This window comes from Colwellia aquaemaris, from assembly GCF_057548755.1.
The window spans coordinates 133694-158393 of the sequence record NZ_BAAJLV010000002.1 but is presented as its reverse complement, the minus strand read 5'-3'; the positions used below and the strand labels follow the sequence as shown (position 1 = coordinate 158393).

General features: G+C 38.5%; 18 protein-coding genes. 2 read left to right on the top strand and 16 right to left on the bottom strand.

Going from position 1 to position 24700, the window contains the following annotated elements:
- Positions 1–36: 36 nt before the first annotated feature.
- Together AC27HL_RS07035 and AC27HL_RS07030 are read right to left on the bottom strand one after the other, a co-directional pair.
- Positions 37–858, bottom strand: a complete 822-nt coding sequence (locus tag AC27HL_RS07035; protein WP_487080133.1) for a substrate-binding periplasmic protein — start codon at positions 856–858, stop codon at positions 37–39.
- 17 nt (positions 859–875) lie between these two features.
- Entirely contained in the window at positions 876–2045 is a 1170-nt protein-coding gene (locus AC27HL_RS07030) for a porin (protein ID WP_487080132.1), read from the bottom strand.
- 82 nt (positions 2046–2127) lie between these two features.
- On the opposite strand from AC27HL_RS07030, the gene AC27HL_RS07025 reads away from it, so the two are divergent.
- Positions 2128–4008, top strand: coding sequence for a methyl-accepting chemotaxis protein (locus AC27HL_RS07025; RefSeq protein ID WP_487080131.1), 1881 nt, complete (start codon positions 2128–2130; stop codon positions 4006–4008).
- A gap of 10 nt (positions 4009–4018) precedes the next feature.
- Here the strand turns inward: AC27HL_RS07025 and AC27HL_RS07020 are convergent, their stop codons facing one another.
- The 5 genes from AC27HL_RS07020 to AC27HL_RS07000 all read right to left on the bottom strand — a co-directional run bounded on the left by AC27HL_RS07020 (position 4019) and on the right by AC27HL_RS07000 (position 11321).
- Positions 4019–5404 (bottom strand): sensor histidine kinase, encoded by a 1386-nt coding sequence (locus AC27HL_RS07020; RefSeq protein ID WP_487080129.1) that lies wholly within the window; start codon positions 5402–5404, stop codon positions 4019–4021.
- Positions 5391–6770: a sigma-54-dependent transcriptional regulator gene (locus AC27HL_RS07015; protein ID WP_487080128.1), complete on the bottom strand. Its 1380-nt coding sequence runs from the start codon at positions 6768–6770 to the stop codon at positions 5391–5393. The genes AC27HL_RS07020 and AC27HL_RS07015 overlap by 14 nt, the downstream gene beginning before the upstream one ends.
- A gap of 90 nt (positions 6771–6860) precedes the next feature.
- The gene (locus AC27HL_RS07010) at positions 6861–9284 is read right to left on the bottom strand and encodes an ABC transporter permease (protein ID WP_487080126.1); all 2424 of its coding nucleotides are present in this window, start codon (positions 9282–9284) and stop codon (positions 6861–6863) included.
- 5 nt (positions 9285–9289) lie between these two features.
- Positions 9290–10024 carry an ABC transporter ATP-binding protein gene (locus tag AC27HL_RS07005; protein WP_487080124.1) on the bottom strand — a complete coding sequence of 245 codons (735 nt, stop codon included), beginning with the start codon at positions 10022–10024 and terminating at the stop codon, positions 9290–9292.
- Positions 10025–10064: 40 nt separating this feature from the next.
- Entirely contained in the window at positions 10065–11321 is a 1257-nt protein-coding gene (locus AC27HL_RS07000) for an efflux RND transporter periplasmic adaptor subunit (protein WP_487080122.1), read from the bottom strand.
- A 417-nt stretch (positions 11322–11738) separates the two neighbouring features.
- Here AC27HL_RS07000 and AC27HL_RS06995 point away from each other — a divergent pair, with 417 nt between their 5' ends.
- The gene (locus AC27HL_RS06995; protein WP_487080120.1) at positions 11739–13010 is read left to right on the top strand and encodes a diguanylate cyclase domain-containing protein; all 1272 of its coding nucleotides are present in this window, start codon (positions 11739–11741) and stop codon (positions 13008–13010) included.
- Positions 13011–13337: 327 nt separating this feature from the next.
- Here AC27HL_RS06995 and AC27HL_RS06990 read toward each other — a convergent pair whose 3' ends face one another.
- The 9 genes from AC27HL_RS06990 to AC27HL_RS06950 all read right to left on the bottom strand — a co-directional run bounded on the left by AC27HL_RS06990 (position 13338) and on the right by AC27HL_RS06950 (position 24465).
- Positions 13338–14018 (bottom strand): ABC transporter ATP-binding protein, encoded by a 681-nt coding sequence (locus AC27HL_RS06990; RefSeq protein ID WP_487080119.1) that lies wholly within the window; start codon positions 14016–14018, stop codon positions 13338–13340.
- A 22-nt stretch (positions 14019–14040) separates the two neighbouring features.
- The gene (locus AC27HL_RS06985; RefSeq protein ID WP_487080117.1) at positions 14041–16452 is read right to left on the bottom strand and encodes an ABC transporter permease; all 2412 of its coding nucleotides are present in this window, start codon (positions 16450–16452) and stop codon (positions 14041–14043) included.
- A gap of 36 nt (positions 16453–16488) precedes the next feature.
- Complete coding sequence (locus AC27HL_RS06980) at positions 16489–17739, bottom strand: efflux RND transporter periplasmic adaptor subunit (protein WP_487080115.1); 1251 nt, start codon at positions 17737–17739, stop codon at positions 16489–16491.
- Positions 17740–17823: 84 nt separating this feature from the next.
- Positions 17824–18651 (bottom strand): DUF2306 domain-containing protein, encoded by an 828-nt coding sequence (locus tag AC27HL_RS06975; protein WP_487080114.1) that lies wholly within the window; start codon positions 18649–18651, stop codon positions 17824–17826.
- Positions 18652–18943: 292 nt separating this feature from the next.
- Complete coding sequence (locus AC27HL_RS06970; RefSeq protein WP_487080113.1) at positions 18944–19840, bottom strand: hypothetical protein; 897 nt, start codon at positions 19838–19840, stop codon at positions 18944–18946.
- Positions 19841–20000: 160 nt separating this feature from the next.
- Positions 20001–20819 (bottom strand): hypothetical protein, encoded by an 819-nt coding sequence (locus AC27HL_RS06965; RefSeq protein WP_487080111.1) that lies wholly within the window; start codon positions 20817–20819, stop codon positions 20001–20003.
- 66 nt (positions 20820–20885) lie between these two features.
- On the bottom strand, positions 20886–21518 hold the full coding sequence (locus AC27HL_RS06960) for a hypothetical protein (RefSeq protein WP_487080110.1): 633 nt from the start codon (positions 21516–21518) through the stop codon (positions 20886–20888).
- Between the two features lie 90 nt (positions 21519–21608).
- On the bottom strand, positions 21609–23807 hold the full coding sequence (locus AC27HL_RS06955) for a tetratricopeptide repeat protein (RefSeq protein ID WP_487080108.1): 2199 nt from the start codon (positions 23805–23807) through the stop codon (positions 21609–21611).
- Complete coding sequence (locus AC27HL_RS06950; protein ID WP_487080106.1) at positions 23794–24465, bottom strand: response regulator; 672 nt, start codon at positions 24463–24465, stop codon at positions 23794–23796. Before AC27HL_RS06950 ends, AC27HL_RS06955 begins: the two co-directional genes overlap by 14 nt.
- Between the last annotated feature and the right edge of the window lie 235 nt (positions 24466–24700).

Genomic DNA, 24700 nt, shown 5'->3' with positions numbered 1-24700 from the left:
TTGGCCATTAATTTATCAATAACATCCACAAACGCTTTATAACTGTAAGTACTTCTCAATAATATCAATATATTGTTGAGAATTTTTAACTTTCTGCAATGCATCATCCATACGGTTAACAAAATCGTTTTTATAAGGAAACTGTTGAGCATCACTATTGCTGTAACCAATATGAGCAGTTTGAGACATCACAATGAGTGACTCAACCACATCATCAAAATTGAGTTGTTGACGCTTACTCAGCATAAATAATTCGTACTGAATCGCCAATCTGTCATTTAGATAACAATCTAAGCGCTTAGATTGTAATTTCATGATGTTGGCATCTGTACTCCTATTTTCCCAAACTTTCATGCGCTTATCTGCGACGGCAGCTTTGATTTCATCACTAAAAATCATATAACCTGAATTGATTCCTATATTCAGTGTCGGCAACGAATCCGCTGAGTGCTTATCAAAATAAGCAATGATGTTAATATGTTTTTGGCAATAAGCGACCACAGTTTCACTCATAATCGCCAAAGAATAAGGCCAAATATATTCACGCTCTTCGATATGTTTATAAGGGGGTAATATTGCTAAAACACTGCCTTCTTCTACCTTCATTAGCGCCCGCTTCCAAGGTACGCCTTGTAAATCTACTTGATAGTGTTCATGTATTAACTCGGCAGCTGCTTTTACAATGTCAACATAAATACCTTTAAGTTCATTATTTTCAACATAAGAATATGGTGGGTAACTGTCATCGGCTAAAATTGTCACTTGTGGTATATATTCGGCACTTGCAACAAATTTTAACGGTATAAAGAGTAAACACCACGCCAATAAAAAACCTATAACTCTGCTAATCGCATTCATCGAAAAACGGCCTTAGTTCAATATTGCCATTGCTGACTAAAGTCATAGCGAAAGCCAATAGATAACGACGAAAAGTCCGCTAAATAATCAAAATCTCTTTGCAAATATTCAACATGAAACCTTAACCAAGGTTTTGGCACCCATTCCAAGGTAGTATTAAAACCATTGAAGTCTTTTGATAAATCATGGCTATTACCGTCAGAAAAATCAAAGTAACCAAGCTTTAACCGGTATTCTTTCGCTAGCCAATAAGCCGCCGATAAATCAAAAGTATGACCACTTCGATCAACATCACCATTTGTTCTTTGGTAATCTTTGTCTTGATAACCAACCGCTAAGTACAACCCGTTGTCAAAGTCATATGCCAGCGCTGCTGAATACGTTTCATCATCTCCTACATCAACATTATTTATGTTAGCCTGCTGACTTAAATACGTTGCTGCAGCATGTAAACCGCCTTTGTCATAACTGGCACCAAAATTAATCAAGTCACTGTAATTATTACCGTCCTCACCATTAAACTGCGCAGCAGCCATCCAAGTAAGGTTTTGGTGTTTATATTTATAAGTGAGTAAGTTATCAACGAAGAAGATACTCTCTGGATCATAAGCAAATGGGCTACTTGCATGATTGAAAATATCGACATATTCAGCAATAAAGAGGTAATTTGCCGGCCTTTGCTTACCAATTCCTAGGCTGCCTAATGGGCTATTAAGTGCCACATACACCTGCCGTGCTTTACCAAAGTCGCCATTATTAGATAAATCAATACCCCATTCACCATGCAATGTTGCACTCCAGTTTTCATCAAATTCACTGGTTACCTTAACGCCTGCATGAGAAAGTGCATCGCGAACATCCATTTGCTGAGTGTTATCTTCATCAATATATCCTAATGTTGGTCGAACAGTCGCATAAAGCTTTACCTTGTTTGCTGGGTTACTGGCTGGTAAAGCCTTAGTATCCTTACCCTTTGCTGTAATATTTTTTGAAGGTGGTTTTGCCGAATTAATAAGAGACTGGGTATTTGCCGTTTGCTGCTTCTCCAGTTGCTCAATGCGCTTTTTTAACACGGCCAATTGCTGCTTTAACTCACTTATGGTTATGTCGTCAGTAGCGAACGACATCGGACTTAATATCAACAACACTAATACTGGTAAGCGAGCAAACTCTTTAATTTTTCTCATAAAAATCACTTTCAATTTTCACTTTTCTTAAAGTGTAGACTATATATTAAAGCGTATCGTTTTTTTAATTATGGGTTTGAATATGAATATCAGAACAAAGTTTTCGGTAGCGTCTGGGATGGTGGTTTTTATTATTGTTTCACTGCTTTCACTGTCCAGTTATATCTTAATCAGCAGCTCGCTACAGGAAAAAACTCAGGCCTATGTTGAAGATAATTCGTCATTGCTTGCGCAAGGTATTAGCAATTGGTTAACCAGCAAAACATCACAAATTGACGTGCTAAAAAATATTATTGAGAGTGATTACTCAGCAAATAACTTTCAAAAAGCATTAGAACTATCTTCATTAAACAAAGATTTTTCCCTAATGTTTGGAACATTGGCTAATGAGACTCAATTACGTTCAAACGACCCTAATAGACAAAACCCAGCAGGAGTTGATTTTCGCGACCGTCCTTGGTTCGAATTAGCCCAAAGCAGTAATGGTGTGGTTTTTACTGCCCCCTATATAGATGCAGCAACAAAAGAGTTATTGTTATCTGTGGTTGCACCAATATCAAGTAATGGCACTTTTCAGGGCGTAATTGGTGGTGATTTAAGTCTAGATAGTATTGCAACCAGTGTTAATACCATAAATTTTAACAATACTGGTTTGGCATTTATCGCCGATGAAAATGGCAATATCATTACGCACCCTGATGCAAGCTTAAACGGTAAAAACACTAGCGCCATTTACAATATTTCACCGAGCAATAATCGAAAAATCATCACTATCGAGCATGACGATAAAGAAAAGTTAATTTACTTTTTTCCACTTAAAAAACAGTTTGGTATGAGTTGGAACTTAGGGGTTTTATTAGAAAAAGACAAAGTGTACCAATCACTTTCCAGCCTAACCACTCAAACAATTTTATTTGCAATTATCGGTATTGCTATTTGTATTTTTTCATTACGTCATCTTGCCAAAAAATTACTGATGCCATTACTTGAATTAGAAACCGCGATTGCTGAAATTGCCTCCGGCGGAGGCGACTTAACGCAACGATTAACCATTAAAAACAATGATGAATGTGGCGCTGTCGCGCGCAACTTTAATCAATTTCTTGATACTTTGCAGCAACTGGTAAAAGACATTAAACAAAAAGCAGGCATGGTGGTTAATAACAGTAACAATGCAACAGAGTTAGCATGTGAATCGAGCACGAAATTAAATGAACAAGGCGCTCTCGTTGAAAATTTAGCGACAGCAATGAATGAAATGAGCCAAACATCAATGGATATTGCCGCCAGTGCCCAAGATGCAGCAACATCCATTTCATCTGTGAATGAACGTGCTGATGATGGTCGAGCATTGTTTAGTAAAACAAGCAATGATGTAGTTGGCCTGTCACAAACTATTTCATCTTCACAGGAGTTAAGTAATCAGCTTGCCGAATACAGTAATAATATTGAACAAGTGCTTTCTGTTATTAATGGCGTTGCAGAGCAAACCAACTTATTAGCATTAAATGCTGCAATAGAAGCAGCCCGTGCCGGTGAGCAAGGTCGAGGTTTTGCCGTTGTCGCCGATGAAGTACGAACCTTGGCTTCTCGAACACAAGAATCAACCACTGAAATTAAAACTATGATAGAGCAAATTCAAGATTCATCTGGGCAAGTGCAAATTTCATTAAATGAAAGTCGTGAAAAGGCCGAATCATGTGTTGAAAATACCAAAATAGCAAATGAAACATTAGAAAACATTTCTGATTCAGTAAAAGATATTATGGATAGAAACATTCAAATTGCTGCCGCGATTGAAGAGCAAAGTGTAGTTATTGAAGAGATCAACAAAAACACTACACATATTAATGACATTAGCTTACAAGTTGGCGAGTTTTCTCAAGAACAAGTGAGCAGTAATGAAACGTTAGTTGACGAAGTGAATCAACAACAATTACTCTTAGAAAAATTTATTGTTTAATTTTCCTAAGCTATATCGGGAAAGCAAGAATGGCTTCAACACCTGGGCCTTGTCGTTTATTTTGAATTTTAATTTGGCCATGATGGCTAAACATTATTTGACGACATAAGGCCAAGCCAATGCCACTTCCCTGCTGTTTAGTGGTATAAAATGGCACAAATAAATTATCAATATTGGCCACGCCACAGCCATAATCGCTAATAACAATTTGTTGCCATTGTTGTTGCGCTCGACAATGTATTTCTATTAATTTTCGTTCATTTTCTATCATCGCATCAATGGCATTTTTAAATAAGTTTATTAGGACTTGCTCAAGCTGTTTATTATCGACCATCAGCTTGATATTGGTGCTATCGGCAATTTTAAAATCACAGCTAGGGAATAACTTTGCCAGTTTTTCAATCAATGTTCGTAAGGGAGTAAGCTCAAATATCGGTTTAGGTAAATGTGCTAATTGGCTATAGCTGGCGATAAAACTACTCAATGAATCCGCGCGCTCATTGATAATATTCATGCCGTCAATTAAACCTTGTTGGCTAAAAGCAACATTGCTATCAATACTACGTTGCAGCTTAGTTTGTATTGATTGACTAATCGTTGAGATTGGCGTTAAAGAATTATTAATTTCATGACTAAGTACCCGCAAAACGCTTTGCCAAGCATTACGTTCTTTTTCCATAAGTAAACGTTCTGCGTTGGTCAATAAATATAGTTTATGCGGCTGTCCATCGCGTAAAAAGCTTTCTTTATGAAGAAAAAAATCACCTTCAAAAGCTAACGATGATTCTGCGTTTTTATTGACCGCTGACGTAAACTCGACAATTCCTGATTCAGCATCTTGCAGCTTCTTTCCCAGTTTTAAATCACCTAGTGATATTCCGGCAATATGCTCTATGTTATTTAGCAACAATGCTTTAGCAGACGCATTTGCCATGACCAACTTACCATCAGGATTTGTCGCTAAAACCATGGCGTCCATTTGTTCAACAATCAGTTCAAGTAAAATTCGCGATTCTGTTGCCGACACCTTATGTTGCGCCAGTGTCTCTGAGAGATTATTAATTAATAGCAACAATTCATGAAATGCTTGATTGCCCTTAAGTCGGCCACGCAGTGAATAGTCTCCATCAATCATAGATTCAATTAAATTGGCTAGTGTTCTTATTTGATAGCGGGCCAAGTTTCGAGTGGCAATGAAAACATAGCTAGATAACAAGCTCAGACAAACTAGGATAAAAGCAATTAAGTAGGGTGAGGCATTCGTCAACAATAACGAGAATATTGTGATCAACACACAAGGTAAAATGATTAACAAAATAAGTTTATCTTGTTGACCGATTTGATATTGCTTAAGGTTTATTTTGACCGCTTGCCAGTGCTTATTAATCCAACTCATATTTAGCCATTCTTCGGTAATAACCACTACGACTTAACCCTAGCGACTTAGCTGTTTCTGTCGCATTGTTGTTATGTAATCGCAACCGCTCAACCATAGTATTTTTTTCAACCTGTTCAAGGGTTAATTGCCCCTTGTCTAACGCTGAGTTTTGGCTGTTACTTTGTTCAGGCATAGTTAAACTAATATTTTCAGCTTTAATTATTTCTTGTTTACAAGTAAATAACAGCCTTTCCATTGTATGGCTTAATTCACGAATATTCCCTGGCCAGTGATAGCTTTGCAGCTTCATTAATGCTTCTTTTGACAATAAGGGGCAATTTTTATGGTATTTACCACTAAACATTTTAAGAAAATGCTGAGCTAGATCTGGAATATCGTCGATACGCTCAGCTAACGACGGTACTCTCAATTCAATGGTATTCAGGCGAAAGTAAAGATCTTGTCTAAATCGATTTTCAGCAATATCGTTTTGCAAATCGCTATTTGTCGCGGATATCACCCTAACATTTGCATGTAATGACTTATTGCTGCCTACTGCTTCATACTTCTGTTCTTCTAGTACTCTTAAGAGTTTGGCCTGCTGGGCCAGCGGAATATTTGCTAATTCATCAAGAAATAAAGTTCCATTTTCCGCCATCTCGAAACGGCCAATGCGATTTTCTTTTGCATCAGTAAACGCGCCTTTAACATGACCAAACATTTCACTTTCAAATAAACTCGCAGGAATAGCCCCCATATTTACTGGCACAAAAGAGTATTTAGCTCGCGCTGACACCTTATGAACATATGCAGCAAGCATACTTTTGCCAGTCCCATTATCGCCGGTGAGTAAAATGCTCATATCACTCTGAGCCAAGCTTTCTAAACTATTAAGAAGTTCTTGCATAGCAGCTGAGTTAGCAATAATGCCAGCTCTATCATTCGGGTGAGCTTGCGATGTCAGTATTTGGTTCTGTTGACTAAGACGCTGCACCGAGCGCCCAGAGCTGGCCAGTGCAATTTGTGTTTCAATAGCACTGACAATGCGTTCATTTTGCCAAGGCTTTTGAACAAAATCTTTGGCGCCAGCTTGCATTGCCTCAACTGCAATATCTATGGTGGCCCAGCCTGTCATCACCACAATTGGAATATCTAAGCCGGTTGCCGATATTTTCTTTACTAACTCAATACCTTCTTGCCCAGAAGTGGTATCTTGCTGAAAATTCATATCCAATAAAATTAAGTCTATTGACTGTTTTTCAACACTTTCTAACGCCGCTTGTGGCGTGGTTACCGTTAAGGTCTCATAACCATAATCAGCTAAAAGAAACTTCAGACCTGCGATAATATTTATATCGTCATCTGCTATTAAAATTCTTTTCATATTTACCGCATAACTCGAAAATTTATCCACTTTATCTAAATGAGCATTGATATACCCTAAAATATATAGGATATATCTTTTTTATAAAGCTTATTCGTAACGTAACGCCATACTAGGCTCCATAGTAACAGCTTTTTTACTTGGCAAATATATAGCCAACATTACGACTATCGTTAAGCCAAAAACTACGGTTAATGCCTGAGTAAAGTAAATATAAGTAGGGAACACCCCTTCAGTAAACTTATGAAAACCAAACGAAATTAACGCGAATATTAATAATGCCAAACTAAGCCCAATAATTAACTGCTTACCACCTTGTTTTAGAAACATTCTTAATATGTCACCATCAGAAGCACCAACGGCTCGTCGAATACCCACTTCATGTGTACGTTGTGCAACGGAATTTGCTGTTAAGCCATAAATTCCCACCATAGCTAAAAGTAAGGAGAAAAAGCCTGTACCAAAGGTAATTTCAGACATCAGCCCCATAGATTCGCGCATTTTATTTCTATTCTCACTGGCTCCCTGAACGGAGTAAGTTAGCTCTATGTTTCGATCTGTGGCAAACATAGCTTGGTAAAAAATTTCTTCTGGTTGCTGTGTATTAGGCAAAGTTTTGTATAACAATATTTGATAAGGATCGAAAAACTGTAAACCTGAGAGATAAATTTCGTCGGCACTGTCTAAACTACCAAACATAGCACTAGCGTTCATGCGGTTAGTCACAACTCCGACAATAAAAACTTTTTCATCAACATTATTAATATTCACCGTGAAGCTTTTCTCTAGCGGCGATTCTCCGGGCCAATAACGTTTCGCCATTGATTGGCTAATAATGGCGGTTTTACGATTGCCTGTTTTATCAAGGTGAGTAAATTGACGTCCGGCAACTAAATTCACACCAACGGTTGCACTATCACCAATAATTGACGCAACATCGATAAGCAATTTATCCTCTTCAGAAAGATATTCATGCCCTTCTAGCATCACTTTCGATGCACCAATCCAATTATGATTGATCACGCCAACTAAATTAGGGTGCTGCTCTAACTTCGCTATGAGTGATTGCATCAAGGCTATTTGTTGTTGAGGCTCTGGATATTTCTTTTCAGGCACACTAAAGCGTGCGGTCATAACATTAGAGTAATCATCGCCCATTTCAAGATTAATAAATTTATGAGATATGAAAGCCGTTATTGAGCCTATTAACATTAATAACGCCACTAAAAAAACTTGAGTTGTTACCAATATTCTTGAAATTCGTCCCGCTTTTTTACTTTGCGCTCCACGGGTGCCGTCTCTTAATGTGTTATTTATATCTTGATGCGCAGAACGCCAAGCAGGTAGAAACGCTGATAGCAAGATGGTGACTAAGGTAAAAACCACCGCCATTAATAATGTTGCACCGTCCATACCATAATGCCACCAAAACGACCCGCCCCCAGGTAACCACGAATGAATAGCCACTTCGGTATAATCTAGTGCAGCGCCTACAAGTAGCACAGACAATAAGCCACCAACACTTGCAATAATAACCCCTTCCCACAGTAGCTGACTTACTAAACGTGCTGTTTTCGCCCCCAGTGCAGCCCTAATTGCTGTTTCTTTTTGGCGTTCAATAGAGCGCGCCAACAGTAAATTACCAACATTAATACACGCAAGTAAAAGAATTAATAATGAAATTGTCATTAACCCAGCAAACGCAATGGCACCGTCGTTACCCGTTTGCGCCATTTGAAAAGTTAGCAGTTTGACACTTTTTTGTACTTTCGGTAAATCAAACAATTTTACATTTTGCTGATAAATTTGATTAACCTTCTGCGTTAATTCCTGTTCAGCTTCTGCAATGTTCACTCCCTCTTTAAGTCGGGCGTAGCCATATAAATACTCGCTATGTATTGGTGATTCCATTAACACGCTATTTATTAGAGGTAGCCAGATCTTCGACATATTTGGGAAGCGATAGTCTTTTGGCATAACACCAATAATATCGGTATTTATACCGTCAACCTTAATACTTCGCGTTAATATATTCTCATTACCTTGATATTCGCTTTGCCAAATTTCATAACTAATCACAGCAACAGCAGGCGCTCCTATTAAGGTATCATTTTCATTTATTGTTCTGCCTAAAATTGGCTTTATGCGGCTAAATTCAAAAAATCCTGCACGAACATAACTGCCGTAATAGCTCTTACCAGACTCCTTAATATTAATGCGCATGTCACCGGTATCGTAAACACCAAACTCTGCAAAACTTGCTACATTATCTTTAATTGCCTGATATTCAAAACTTCGTAAATAACGATATTTACCGTCTTCAAAAACAGCCAAAGCTTTTGCCGTATCTCCTTCAGGAATAGGCAAAGGTTTATAAATGGAAGTATACAAAAATGAAAAGGTAAATAAGCTAATCGACAAGCCACCGATTAATACGCCAAGTGTCATTACCGTAAATTTTGGTGCATTAAACAATAGGCGTAATGCATATTTAATATCTAACCATACCGACATAATATCTACCCCACCGCTACGTCAAGTGTGGAAATAGTATTACTTTTTATTGTGCTATTTAGACTGTCTTTTATTAGCCTCCCATCAAACATCTCCAAACAACGGCTCGCTCTTTTCGCTGAAGTTGGATCATGTGTTACCATACAAATGGTTGCTCCTTCTCGATGCAATTGCTCGAATAGCTGCAATACTGACTCGGCATTTTTTGAGTCTAAGTTCCCTGTTGGCTCATCTGCCAAAATAATTTTAGGTTCATTAACTAAGGCTCTTGCAACCGCAACCCGCTGCTGTTGTCCGCCAGAAAGTTGTGACGGAAAGTGGTTTTTACGATGCGCCATTTCAACTTTCTCAAGCACAGCTTTGGCGCGGTTTTCTATCGTAGCCTTTGATAACCCTGACTGATAAGTTAAAGGTAACATAACGTTTTCTAGCACAGTTAAATCTGAAATTAGGTTAAACGATTGGAAAACAAATCCTATTTCCTTACTACGAATTTCCGCACGTTGATTTCGACTTAACGAAGATACGTCATTTTCCGCCAGCCAATATTGCCCTGTTGTAGGTGAATCAAGTAAGCCCAGCAAAGATAGTAAGGTTGACTTTCCACATCCCGACTGACCACTTAACGCGACATATTCACCCTTATTTATTTCTAAGCTGACGTCATTTAATGCTTTTGTTTCAATATCTTCAGTTAAGAATGTTTTACTAACATCGTTCAACTTTAATAATGCTTCCATAATGTATCCTTTAAGACGTTTATTGTTATATAAGCGATAATTAATTTATTAATACTTGTTGGTGTTCTTGCCAGCTGCTGGTATCTGAAATAATAATTTCATCACCAACAGTTAAGCCAGAAAGCACTTGGATTTTATTAACTGAACTTTGCCCAAGGCTGACCTGCTTTTTTTCTGCAAACTGTTGATCTACAGTGAGCTTAAACAAATCCACTTGACTATCTCTCGGCGCAAAAACTGGGCGATTTACAAATAACGCATTTTCAATATTGCTGATTTCAATTAAGCCATCAACCGTTAGCTCTGGACGAGCTTCTGCAGGCAAGTTACCGATAAGATTGACATCGACCTGCACCATACCTGACTTCACCGCAGGGTCGATACGGCTAACCTTGCCTGTTATTTGACTGGTTCGGGTATCTATATGTACGGTTTGCCCTAATTTAATATCTTTCACCCGCACTTCCTGTACTTGCAACTCCGCGAACAACGAACTTTGGTCTGCTATAAGTGCAACACTGCTACCAACTTGTGTTCGCTCTCCCAACTCAAGTGACACTTGCTGAATAACACCTGATGTTGATGCCATAACCGATAGCGCCTTAACTTGTGCCAATGCTCGCTGATAATTGTTCTCCATTAACCCTAACCTAGCTTGCTGTGCTTGCTTAGTTGCCGCCATAGTTAATTTCATTTTTGCTACTTTTTGTTGTTGTGCCAACCAATATTGTTTTTGCTGCTTAACCGCTAACTGGCTTTTTTGATAATCTAATGCAGACACTGTTGCATTACCCTGCTCCATTAGGGCTGTTTCAGCATCAAGCTTTAACTTGGCAGACAAATAGTTATATTCTGCCGCAACCACTGAGTTTTCAATATCAACCAACTGAGACTCCAACGAGACATAAGCCGCATTACTTTCAGCCTTATTAGCTTGTAATTCCCAACGCGCTTTTTCTAACTCTCTTTCAAATTCCGGGTTACTCAATGTAACGAGCACATCTCCTGCACTTACTTTTGCGCCCGCTTTAACAAAAACTTGCTCAATACGGCCAGAAACTTGTGCAGATACCCAGCGAATATTTTCCGGTTTTAATAACCCTGTTGCTCGGACATTTACTTGAAAGACTCCCTGTTCAACCTTTGCCGTTACCAATTTCTCATGTTCAACTATGTATGAAGCGTCCCCAAAATACTGGCTAAATTTCCACGCTAGAAAAACAGCCAACAAAAGCGGAATAATAAACCAGTACTTTTTCCATAATGCTTGCTTAGGTTTAATTCTAAGTGTATCCATTTATACCTCTATTAATCGTTAGCCAATCTGTAATTCAATACTGTTTTAGTGTTTATTTTCTCTTCCTAGGTAATAACAAGATGAGTGCCAACTTCAAAAAAACAAAAACAACTGTTTTTCAAACAGTTAGCCACACCCTAATGTTCACAAGAAAATCATATGTTCCGAAATCGACACAACTAATTTAGGAAGTTGTTTCACTAGCGAAACAACCTAACCCGAATTCAAAATGACCTTTAATAACGATCTTTGTCACTTTTAACCCGTGCTTTAAATTAAAAGTAAGTTTTTCTTAAAATAGCGGTCTATTAGGTGTAGCAAAGTAAAGTCTATACTCACCTATATCGCAGTGACTAAATCTGTGCTTTACTATTGATATGACTAATTTTTATTGCAGTATTTATTAATCAGTAGCGAATGACATTTTCTCAAACTAAAGTGATTGCAGTTTTTACCTTGCTCTTTATGTTAATGGCAATAGTGTCGCTTATTGCCATTAAAAAACTACAGTATTCTGCATCGACAGCATTAGCTGCCAGAACAGCAGCTGTGTTGGTGTCGACAATAAATCAGGCTAGAACTTCATATAGTCAAAATGCTGTGGCAAAATTACGCAATCATCCTGACATATCCATAGAATCACAATACCATCAAAAACAATACGCTGTACCAAACCCAGCAACATTTGCCATTGAATTAGGTGAAGCAATATCAGCGCCTGATGAAGGATTAATTCTTCATACATTTAGTAACTATCCATTTATCAGCCGCGCTACCAACGGAGGTCCTCAAGACGACTTTCAAAAACTGGCATTAGCAAAGCTCAGCCAGCAAACACCTGTATTTGAACGTGTTGAAATGATTGGCAACAAAAATGTACTGCGCCATGCCGAAGCTATTTTTATGGAAAAAAGCTGTGTCGATTGTCACAACTACCACCCAGCAAGTCCCAAAAAAGACTGGAAAGTTGGCGATTTACGTGGCGCAGTTGATATTAGCATCCCACTCAGTGGCGACGATGAAGAGATCACCAGAACGGTACAATACGCTTACATTATTTTTATCGCTTTCTCGCTGCTAGGTTTTGTCAGTATGTTATTCACCTTAAGGCGCGCCCGTAATTTATCGAACGAACTTGAAATAAAAGTTCAGCAAAGAACTAATACTCTAAACCAGCTAGCGCGCACTGACGCATTAACGCTAATAGCCAATCGCCGCCATTTTGAAGAATATGCAAAGCAAGTCATTAACAGTGATAGCTGTCAAAATTGGCCTATGGCGCTGATCATCTACGATTTAGATCACTTTAAAAGTGTTAATGATACCTACGGACATGACATTGGTGACGAATGTTTAAAGGCAGTCGCAAATGCCGTAAATGAAGCCTTGCGAAATAATACTGACTTTCATGCGCGAATTGGAGGTGAAGAATTTGCTGTTATTTTACCTGCGATATTAAAAACAGAGCTTGAGAAGGTATGTGCAAGAATATTAGCAAATGTTCGTCATGTTTCCTTGGTTAATAATAGTGAATTGCGCTTAACCTGTAGTATCGGCGCAACACTCATAACTGCCGACAGTGATATCACCCTTAAAGATATGATGTGCCTAGCTGACAAAGCACTATATCAAGCAAAAATTAATGGTAGGAACCAAGCTTGCTTTTTAAATAGTGAAGACACGTATTAGTTGCTTAAACGGCAAAAAAATAGCACTTTATAGAATTGTTTACAACAAAGTTAAATTTATTCCCCGTCGAAATAAGGTCATTAAATAAGTTATCACCGCACAAAAATACCAGCATTAGTGTTCGTTAGATTTAATGATTAAAAGTAACACCTGATCATTCATCGCAGCAATGTAGTTAGCAACTTAAACGAGATATCCAAATCTAATCTATAGCAAAATTAACAGCGACATCACGTATTGATTGTAGTGCCGCATTAACTTAATACTTTACAACGAGTTTGATTTTTAAAGTGTTAAAATAAGCTAACCCAATAATGTAATTCAGGGCTATCGCAAAACACCATCATCTAACTCAACAATTCGCCGGCTTCGTTTGGCAAATCGAGCGTCATGGGTCACCATACAAATCGTGCGCCCTTCCTCATGAAGTTCATCAAACAAGTCCATAATCGCTTCGCCATTAGCAGAGTCTAAGTTTCCTGTTGGCTCATCAGCAAGTAATACCGATGGATCAACCACCAAACTTCTAGCGACAGCAACGCGTTGCTGCTGACCTCCTGATAACTGTGCCGGATAAAACTTCGCCCGTTCCGCCATATTCACTTTCTCAAGCGCATTCATGGCGATTTCTAAGCGCTGCTTTTTCTTCATTTTTCGATAAGATAAAGGCAGTGCGACATTTTCCAATACCGTTAAATCACCAATTAAATTAAATGACTGAAAAATAAAACCTATTTCTTGATTTCGAATTGTCGCTCTTTGATAAACATCTAACTCGTGTACGTGATGTCCGTTTAACAAATATTCGCCGTGAGTTGAGCTATCAAGTAAACCTAAAATGGATAACAATGTTGATTTTCCGCAGCCGGACGGCCCAGCAATGCTGACATATTCGCCAGCATTAATTGTCAAGTTTATTTCCTTTACCGCACTAATAACGCCCGCATCGGTGATAAAGTTTTTGGTAAGATCTCTTAAGCAAATCAATGGTGTTTCTTCTATCATCATTTAATTCCTATTCCATTATATTTTACTGTTCACGTAATGCCTGATTAGGTTGTACTCTAGTGGCTTCTTTCGCTGAAATAAAAGTTGTTACTGTCGCCACTAACATCACCGAAACAGCAACTGCCGTATACATAAGAAAATTGACTGCTTCAGTTTTAAATAACAATTCATGAAGAAATGGCGAAATAAAAATCATAATACTGGCGCCAATGCTTAAACCAACCAAACACAGCGTCACTCCTTGCAAGACAAATAATCGACGTACTTGTCTAGGGTTTGCTCCCAATGCCAGTCGTATACCAATTTCCTTTCTACGTTGACTGATACTGTAAGTAACAATGCCAATTACACCGCTTAAGGTGATTAAAAATGCGAGTAAGGCAAACAGAGACATTAATACCCCAACTAATTTAGCAGATGCTATGGAGCGCTCTTTAATAAAGGTGAATTTATCTATACTTGCAATCGCTTGTTTTGGATTAATACTATCAATAACATTGCGAATGATTTTATATAACTGCGCCTCAGAATTTTTTGTATTGACTAACAATTGCAAATCATAATGCCAATTGGCAATCCATGGCACATAGAAGGTCGGCACGGGAGTTATATCGATACCGACTTCTCGGATATCACCCACTACCCCTTTAATTGTCAGCCAAGTAACCCCTTCATCTAACGATATTCGACGACCTACAGGCTCTTCGTTGTTAAAATACTTCTCTGCAAAGCTTTGACTAATTAAACAAACTTTCGGGCTGTTTTTATCATCGATATCTTGTAAATAACGGCCCTGCAATAATGGAATATTCAGCACTTGATGAAAATTTGCCGACACTTCATTTTTCAATGCTTCAGGACGTTCATCAACGTGAACAGGAGCTTGCCCTTCAATTTGGAAAAAACGGCGTTTATCTCGACCTTGCTGTAACGGCACTTCAGAAGAAAAAGCGACGTTATTTATTTCCGGCAGCGATGTTAATTTAGCTGCCACTTCCACCACCATTTGCTCACGGTTTGTCGCACTTGAGGATAAATCTACCGCCATAATATCAACGGTATCAAAACCTGTTTCCTGCACGTTTAAGCGGTATAAACTTAAGCTTACTAATGACGCGCTGGTTAAAATAATAAAAGACAGTGAAAATTGCGCGACCAGTAATACTTGCCGCAGTTTAATACTACTGCCACTGGCGGTAATATTACCGCTACCTTCCTTTAAGGCATGATTGATATTACGTTTTTTAAATGCCGCCGTGGCACCGCTAAGAATACCGGTAAGCACAGACACTAGAATACAAAAAACTAATACATTGGCATTAATTTTTACTTCGCTCGCCAGTGGCGTGTAAAGATTAGCGAAGTTACTTAATAAACCAACCGATAAAAATGCCAATAATAAGCCGAGAATACCGCCGATGACTGACAATAAAATACTCTCAGTTAATACCTGCCGCGCAATTCGGCGAGGATCAGCACCTAAGGCTTCTCTAATTGCTAACTCCTGCTTACGTGCTGCGGTTCGTGCCAAATTCAAATTCGCAACATTCGCACACGCGATCAGTAACACCAAACTGGTAATGCCCATCAATAAATAAAAAGTAGGGCCAGATTCACCCGCCATATCAGTGCGCATAGGTGTTAATGTATTGCTTAAACCTGCGGCCTTCGGATAACTTTCAGGATATTGCGCAAGCAATTGACCGGCAATGGTATTTAAATCAAGACTCGCCTTTTGCAAATTCACTTGTTTTTTCAATTTGCCGTACATCATAGAAATAGGTCGATCTCGACGACTAATGAACATTTCACTGCCTCGGCCTGGGCATGAAGAAGAGCCAATCCAAATATCATTTTTAAACGGGTATGCCGGTAGAGGTGGTAATACGCCTATCACTTGGTGTACGGCGTTATTCATTTCTAAATTACGGCCAATAACATCAGGGTCACTGCCAAACTTTTCTCGCCAATAGTGATGAGAGAGCACAATTAATGGTAATGCTCCTGGCTCATCTTCCCCTGGTAGAAAGGTTCTCCCTAGCAGAGGTTGAATAGATAACATTTCAAAGAAATCCCAACTAACCACACCCGCTTCAACATTAGATGCATCGCCGTGGCCAAGCAAAGTAAAGGGCATTTGATGATATTCAACCAAGTGTGAAAAACTTTGATTTTTGTCGATATAATCTAATGCCGTCGGTACTGAAACCGGTACGTCATAGCGGTCAATATTAGGCTGGTTGGTTTTCAACTTAACTAATTGCTCACCTTCTTTAAAAGGCAAAGGTGCAAGTAATACATTGTGCACTAAGCTATAAATCGCCGCATTAGCGCCAATTCCGAGCGCTAGCGTTAATACAATTAGCGCACATATCGCTGGCGCCCGTGTAAAACTCTTGACGGCAAATAAAATATCTTCAATTAAGCTTTGCATTAATAGGTGTCCTTTTTACTTTATTAAACGGGCTCATTAGCGCAATGATATTTTGTTAATTTCGCTATACTTTTGTGTCGATGATACCACGACTTTCTGACCCACTTTCAGCGGCGAAACAATCTCAATATCGTCAACAGACGAGCGACCAAATGTGATCAGCTTACGTTCAGCCTCTGTCGCGGTTGGGTTAACAACAAATAAACTGCGAGCCGAATATTCTTGACTAAACACTGGGCGCTTTATTTTTAAAACATCGGTAATATGCTCTAATTCAATAATTCCTTCGATGCGCATATCTGCACGGGCATCTTTAAAAATATCGTCATCAAAGTGCACATCAACGTTGACAACCCCCAACTGCACAACGGGGTTTATTCGTTGCACATAGCCTTGTGCTTGACGCCCATTCACTTTCACAATTACCGTTTGCCCTTTACGAACGTCCTTAACTTGGCTTTCTTGCACGTTAAGTTGGGCCTTTAAATTATTTTTACCAGCAACTCTTGCCAATACGGCACCGGTTCTAAAAGACTCGCCAGCCTGCACCGACACATCTTGAATAACGCCTTTGCTCGTTGCCTTAACATACAATTCACCGGCTAATTGTTCTTGCAGTGCCAAAAGCCCTTGTGCTTTATCGATTTTCGCTTGTGCCGCCAACAATTCTGCTGCTTGCATCTTAGGTAAGCTTTGCAGTAATTCAAACTCTAACTGAGATTGAATTTTTAATTGTTGTGACATAACGATTGATTCTTCGTGGTCAATACTCGAAACAGCACCGGTATCAACCAAACTTTGGTTAGCTTTCTCTCGCAATTTCGCCATGGCATAGCGGGCATTAAAATCGGCAACAACAATTTTCTGTTTGAGTGTCATTTGTTGCCATTTTTGCACCAATGCATGATATTGCGCTTTTAACACCTCGATATCTAACTTTGCCTCTGCCACCATCTGAGATAATTGCGGGTTCTCTAATTCCATAATCGTGCTGCCAACGTCAACTTCATCACTGGCATGCAGCAATACACGCTTAACACGGCCACTTGATGTTGCGGCAATAAAATTGGCCTCAATCGGCACAAATTTTCCTGGTGCCCGAACCTCGCGCAACAAATCGCCCTGCTCAACCGTAGCAATAATTAACTCGTCACGAGATACATTTACTTGCTGGCTATTTTTATTTAAATACTGCCAAATAAAAAAGAGCACTATCAATGAAGTTACTATTAGCACAAGCCATGTAATTAAACGCTTACTCGCTACTCTTTTATCGGGAATATGCATTTTACCTCCTGATCATTCACGCCATTATCAAAGCTAAAAATAATGATTAATATCAACATCACTAAACAAATATAAAACTGCTCATTAAATATTAGGTAGCCAAAATATATGAGCCGCTGAATAGATGCCTATTGCCATGGCAATGGTCAATGCGAATATGACACTTGATAAGACAAGTTGCGCGGAATATTGGCCTTTATCTCGAACGCGTAAATAGATTTCAAGTATAAGTAACGGCACAAGATAGCCAGCAAAGTTTAAAACTAAATCAAAAGGGCCGGTTAGATTGCCATTGGTGCCAGGTGAGCTGCCGTCATGTATAAACATCCAAAAGCCACGGATAACACGAAAAAACCACACGCCACTAACAACGATAAATAGGCGCAATGCCCAACGTCGGTGCAGATCAAAGCGTCTTGCCATTGCTGTTTTTAGTGCCATGATCGCAAAGACAAAAATGAGCACACCGTCTAAAGATGTGCCAAGCTGGCCGAAGAAACCACCAATAATAGCCTCTCTGGTCCAAATCATATAAATGGATGCAACACTCATCACTAATGCAGTAGTGATATATAAACGGCCATTGAAACGATGGAACTGCGGGAAATTATTACGTAGCTGCGGAATTAGTTGCAATGGTCCACAAAATGATATGACAAATGCCAAAAGAATATGGAGAAAAACCGCAAGATTACCAAGCCAATCTCCTTCGATAATACCGTGTATCATTCTGCGCGACCAAGTCTGCCAATCACCTTCTAAGGCGCTACTGCCATAAAAAACCATGATGTAATAAGCAAAAAGCCATTGCCCGGCAATAGCGGTAATCAACCAAAACTTAGCGCTTAATGCTAAGAAGTTTTTTGTAAATTCACGACTTTCGGATAGACCCGTTGCACTCACTGCTGTCATGCTAACTCTCCAATTTAGTTTCAAGATTAGCCCTGTTGCTATTGAACATGTTCAACCGTTACAACAGTGCTTTGTGCTACTAAATTTAAGCGTTAATTCCAGCGTTCTAAAGGCCCAATGTGTGTCAAATCTCAAGTACAATTTGAAATAAAAAACATTAAAATCCAATAAAAAAGTAATAAAAAACACATAAAAGTGCCAACTATGTGTCAATTTCGTCTATTAATTCGGCTAATTTGGAGATTATCCGCCTTAACAGCGTAAATAAGAATTTAGGCTAGAAAATGTAAAATTAAGGTAGTTTGGCATCCAACTTAGTTAAATAAGCAGATATTTCATTGGTTAATTTAGCATCGGGATTATTCAACATGGCTTGTAATTCTTTCGCCACTTGAAAGTGCTGATGGGCCTTTAGATGATTGCGTCGACTTAGCTCTTTTTTACCAAGTTCAATATTCAAATAAACTTTCTCTTGATTGCGACGCTCATCTAACTTTTCTGACAAAAAAGTGATGTAAAATTCATTGGCCGACAAGCCTTCACCATTTAACGACCCCGCACTATTTTCTTCATTACTCACTTTCAATAAATATAATGCGCGGTGAAACAATTTAGCATAGTGACAAGGGTCGGCAGGATCTTTTTTAGCGAACTGCCCTAGCGCTGAAGAGTAACCTGTCCAGCAAGCCTCACCACTATCAAAATACAAGCGTTCACTATTATCTGCCGCTAGATACTGGTCATTGAACGCGAAGAAACCAAAGGCAATAAATAACAAAGCTAAAGGTGTTGCTAGCAAATAGTGTTTTTTGTTAATGGTGGCGTCCGAGCGACTAGGAATTGACAGCCTTCTTTGCGCAATGTTCTCAAGCCGACGTAGGTTTTTCTGCTCAAACTCCGATTGTCCTTGCTTTTGTACCAAAGATTTTTGAAAGCAATACTCTCTAAACTCTTCATCATCAAGTAATAAATGTTTTGCCTCAAGGTTGAAGAGCTGCAATATTTTAGTAACATGCCGATCAGGTACTACTGGGTATCTAGGATTACCCAAGCGATCTCGGGTCGCAAACCAACGTGTTAATGAGGTAGGATCTAAGCCTAAAACGGCAGCAAGTTGTTTACGGGTTTTTATTTCCGGATTTAAACCACTACGTAACAGGTTGTTCAGCTTTGTTTTATCAATTTTCACGATATTTAGCCTAAACAAAAGCTAGGCATTTCACTTTTAGTTACTTGATAGTAAAAAGTATATAGCCAATACAAGTGGCATGAAAGGCAAACTTTTAATGTAAAACACTTTGCCAATATAGCCGCAGTACAAAGTGAGTTTAGTAATAGACAAAACTGAATTAAACCGCCATACCTAAAGAATTATCCTTGGCATTAATTGCGCAAACAAGTGAACGACTGTTAATTATTTTGTGTGTGGTTGCTCCTTTAAAATGCACAACTTTGCGATTTTCACTGCTGGCAATGGTTTTAATCGCTTGAATCGAGGTGAAATCATCAAGCTTGCTATAGAAAATTGACACTCGCCCTGGAAAGTTATTAATTGAAACGGTGGCATCAAGGTCTTTTAAGTGCACTTTATCTTGTGCAAGCACTTCATTCACCAAACGGTTAAGTAAGGCTTCAGGGATATTATTTTTACGCACAAAAGACTTTAAACTATTTAAATAATGCAATACCGGAGAGATCAAGGTTAAGTCATATTGATAGTTAGATAGCCAACAACTATTTGCCAGCACACTCGCTCCTATACCTTGTGCAATAACATGCGCAGGTTCATGAATATTTTTTGTTGCTAGGTCAAACGCCTTTATCCAATTTGGTAATGACATTGATATACGATGTACTTGATTTACTGGCGGCATTTCAATGGCAATGCAACTATAACCTTGGCTAGCTAGTTTTTTCATCAGCGGCCAATACTGAAAAGCATTAGACCAGCCATGGAGTAACCATATGCATTTACCACTACCATATTTGTAAGTATTTACATTACCAAACGGTGTTTTAAAGACAACTTTGATAACGTCATCAGGCCATTGTTCTGGCTGATTTTTCGGAAACAGTAATTGCTTTTTCAACAAATCATAAGCGAGTTGTGGCGATATAATATTAACAATCTTAATTGCTGACTTTACCAGCTGAGCATTCATTTGCATCGTTTACGGTTCCTGCTGTTCTAAAATTTTTTGGGGCAACTTGGTTTGATGGTGTTGAACTTTTGTTTACGCTCGGTCAAGCACAGGTATGCTTTCATTGGCAGTGGATATTAGCTCGGGGGGAATAGCCACTTGCTGACAGATAAAATCAAGTAGCTCAAACCGCGCCCTAATGTGTTCAGCTGTTGTAATATTGGTAACTTGGCTTGGTTTTGTGTGCTTACTACTTGCTTTTATTAACTTAAAAATTTCAATGGCGAACAAGTAGTTGTCCTTTCCGTAACGTAAAAATAAGCTTTTTAAGCTGTCGAAATGCTTGAATTGGATCGAACCATATAGATACTCAAGAACAACCAGCTTTTCGAGACTACAAGCCGTCTCATCTATTAAGGTAATTGCTAAAACTTTATCAACGACAGCTTCTGGCAATGGCGCATCATCATAGGCACGATAAATTTCTAGCTCAGTATTAAGCGCAGCAACTGTGCGTACATTGCTTTGTAGAATTTTTTTTTGCATGGCTTGTTCAAGACAAGCATCACTTGGTTGTTGTGCCTGATAGCTAGTATTAGCAACAAATTGTTTGTTAGCATTTACAAACCTAGTTTTGCGTAACTTTCGCGCACTGCTAACACGACTTGGCCAGCAAACAGCAATTAATGCCAAAAGAGAGCAAACCGCCAAAATAAAAAATAACATAAGCTATGTATCGTTTGATTAAGTTCTTGAAACAAACTTAACAAACAAATAAGGAAGAAATGTGGAAACAAAACTAAAAGAAGAAATAGCTTAAAGTAGCGGTAGTTTTATAATCACAGCCAAGCCACCAATATTGCTTTGCTTTGCAAATATTTCTCCGTGGTGTACTTCAATAATTCGTTGACTAATCGCCAGCCCTAAACCAGAGCCACCTGATTGCCGACTTCTCGATTTTTCAACACGATATAAACGCTCAAATATTTGTTCTAGCTCATCTTCATTAACACTTGGTGCTGTGTCTTTAACAATGAGAACAAGTGATTGCTTTCTGATATTTGCAGAGAGCTGGATTGTACCTGGTTTTTCGGTATAGCTAACGCTATTGCAAATAAGATTAGATAAAACTTGCTTAATTCTATCTTGGTCAATGTTTACTTGTGCTGAAGGAACATGGCATTTAAGACGCCACTGGAACCCTTGCGGTTCAACATATTGCTGAAACTCAGTCTGCCATTTATTAATCAGCTCAATCGCATCACAAGGCTCGGCATTAAAAGATAAACCATTAACATCTGAGGTAGCTAATTCATAAACATCCGTTATTAAGCGATTAATATCCATCACTTTTTCGCTTAATTTTTGATAGCTTAAATCAACATTTTCAACCAAATTGTATTTCAAAGCGTCTACTTGCAGTTTCAACGCCGTTAAAGGTGTGCGCAGTTCATGAGAGACGTCCGCCAATAGTTGATTTTTCTGTGTTAACGCATCTTCATAAAGGTTAGCTTTTAATAGCGCAATTTTTCGACGCTGATAAAGTAAGAAAAACAGCACAATAAATAACACAGTAACAGCTATAAAAATGGCTAAATTACGCTGGTTCATTGATTTTTGTGCAACAACTTCTTTCTCGGTTTGTTGCTGTTTTTCTTCTAATTTGTTTACCTTAATTTGTTCTTGTAACAAATTAATATCATGTTTGTGGCGCTCAGTTTCCTTAATATGCTGCTCTGTTGTTAGTTGCGCCCTCAAATCAATAGACTTAAGTAAAAAGTGATTTGCACGTTCAAAGTTTTTAAGTTTTTGATAAATATCTGCCTGCAATAAGCTGCCACTTAATTGATAAGTTAGTAGCCCTAAATCATCCGCTAATACATAAGATTTATCAGCGTAAACTTTCGCCTTTAAATAGTCGCCATGATCTAAATAATACTGGCCAAAACTATGCCAAACAATCCTTAGCTGATGATCAGACGGCGCTTTTATTATTGCGCTTTCAGCCAGCCGTAAACTTTTAAACTGCGCCGCACTATTACCCATTGCTCGATGGATTTTAGCTTGTTGTATATATGAACGAGACAAAACTTGAAATGCCGACTCTTGAGAAAATATCTCAATGGCTTGTTGTGTAGATGCTAGCGCTTTATCAAAGCGTTTTTGTTGAAAATACAAAGTTCCGATACGGTGATAATCATAACCGACATCTTGCATATTATTAAGTTTCATGTCGATCGACAATGCTCGTTCATAGAAAGTTAAAGCATTTTGATAATCTTTCGAACGATAATAAAGTTCGCCAAGGTTAAAGTAATTCGTCGCCAATTCTTCAACATCATTGATCCGCTCAAAAAAGCGCATCGCTTTTTTTTGATATTCCGCTGCTAAAGCTAAATCACCAGATGACTCATGCAATACGCCTAAGTTACTATAAACTTTCGCTTCACCACTTTTGTCGTTCGCTGCACGGAAATGCTTCAATGCCAAAATATAGTATTCTTTGGCTTTTGCTAACTTCATTTGTAGTCGAAAGAACACGCCAGTTAACTGATAAATTCTACCCAGTTCTGGGGAATTTGAAGGAACTAGCGGCAATACTTTTGACAACATAACGTCCGCTGCCTGAGCATAATTATTACCGCTACGTAACAGTTGAGCTTGACTAATAAGCACTTCAATTTTCATTTTATTGTCATACTGGGGTAAGTTTTCAAGCAAGCCTGACAACATAGATTCAGCCTTACTTGGCTGGCCACTTTTTCGATAAATGCTAATCAGCTTAAGTTTAACGGCTATAAGCTCTAATCCAGTCGCCTCAGTCAACAAATGCTCAACTTTCGCTTCATCGGCCTTAGATGCGCCTATAACTTCAGCTAATTTTGCTTGTATTGACAACTGAGCTTTTGCTGCATTAACAAAAATGCAGCTAAGTAATACCGTTAAAACTAACGCTGGCGACACTAACGAGCGTAGCGCTAAAGCTATAACAGGTGGCACGTTACTTAAGGCCATAGCGATAACCAGCACCATAGATAGACTCTATAGGATTTTCATCAATGTTTAGCTCTTTGAATTTATTTCTGATCTTCTTTACATGGCTATCAATTGTTCTGTCGGTGATATGGCGATATTGTGGATAGGCTAAATGCAAAATATCTTCACGAGAATAAATGCGCTCTGGGTGACTAAAAAGCAAATAAAACAGGTTAAATTCAATCGTCGATAAAACAACGTTTTTCCCTTGATAACTAACTTGTGCTTTTGCTTGATTTACCGAAACCTTGCTATAACTAACTTGTCCATAGGTGCGAGATATAATAGCTTTAGTGCGTAACACTAACTCCATCACATCAAATGGCTTACAAACATAATCATCAGCGCCAGCAACTAAGCCCTCATGCTTATGCCCTTGCTCTACTTTTGCTGTTAGCATTATTATGGGGACATTACTAAATTGCCGGATATTCTTACAACAGGTTACCCCGTCTTGGTTTGGCAACATAATATCAAGAATGATCAGATCCGGCAGAAAGGCGCTAACCTCTTTTACAACAATAGCTCCATCGCTAATATGTTTAACAAGGTAATTATGATGCTGAAAAAAAAGGGTAAGGCTTTCAGCTATATCGAGGTCATCTTCAACAATTAAAATTTTCTGTTTTTCTGTCATTAGGCACATATTTGCTGCCTAATCCATCATTCAGCAAACCTTATTTACGATATTACTAATGTTAACGTTTAAATCACAAACGTTAAACAGTCTTTAATATGCTTCCTTAATTGTTTCATATTTGCATTCACTCGATATCTTTAGTATTGAAGTGGTTTTGCAACAACTTCGCCCCAGAGGGTGCATCAAATAATTATCAATAGTTCAATAAACTAAACCATAATAAATGTGAGGG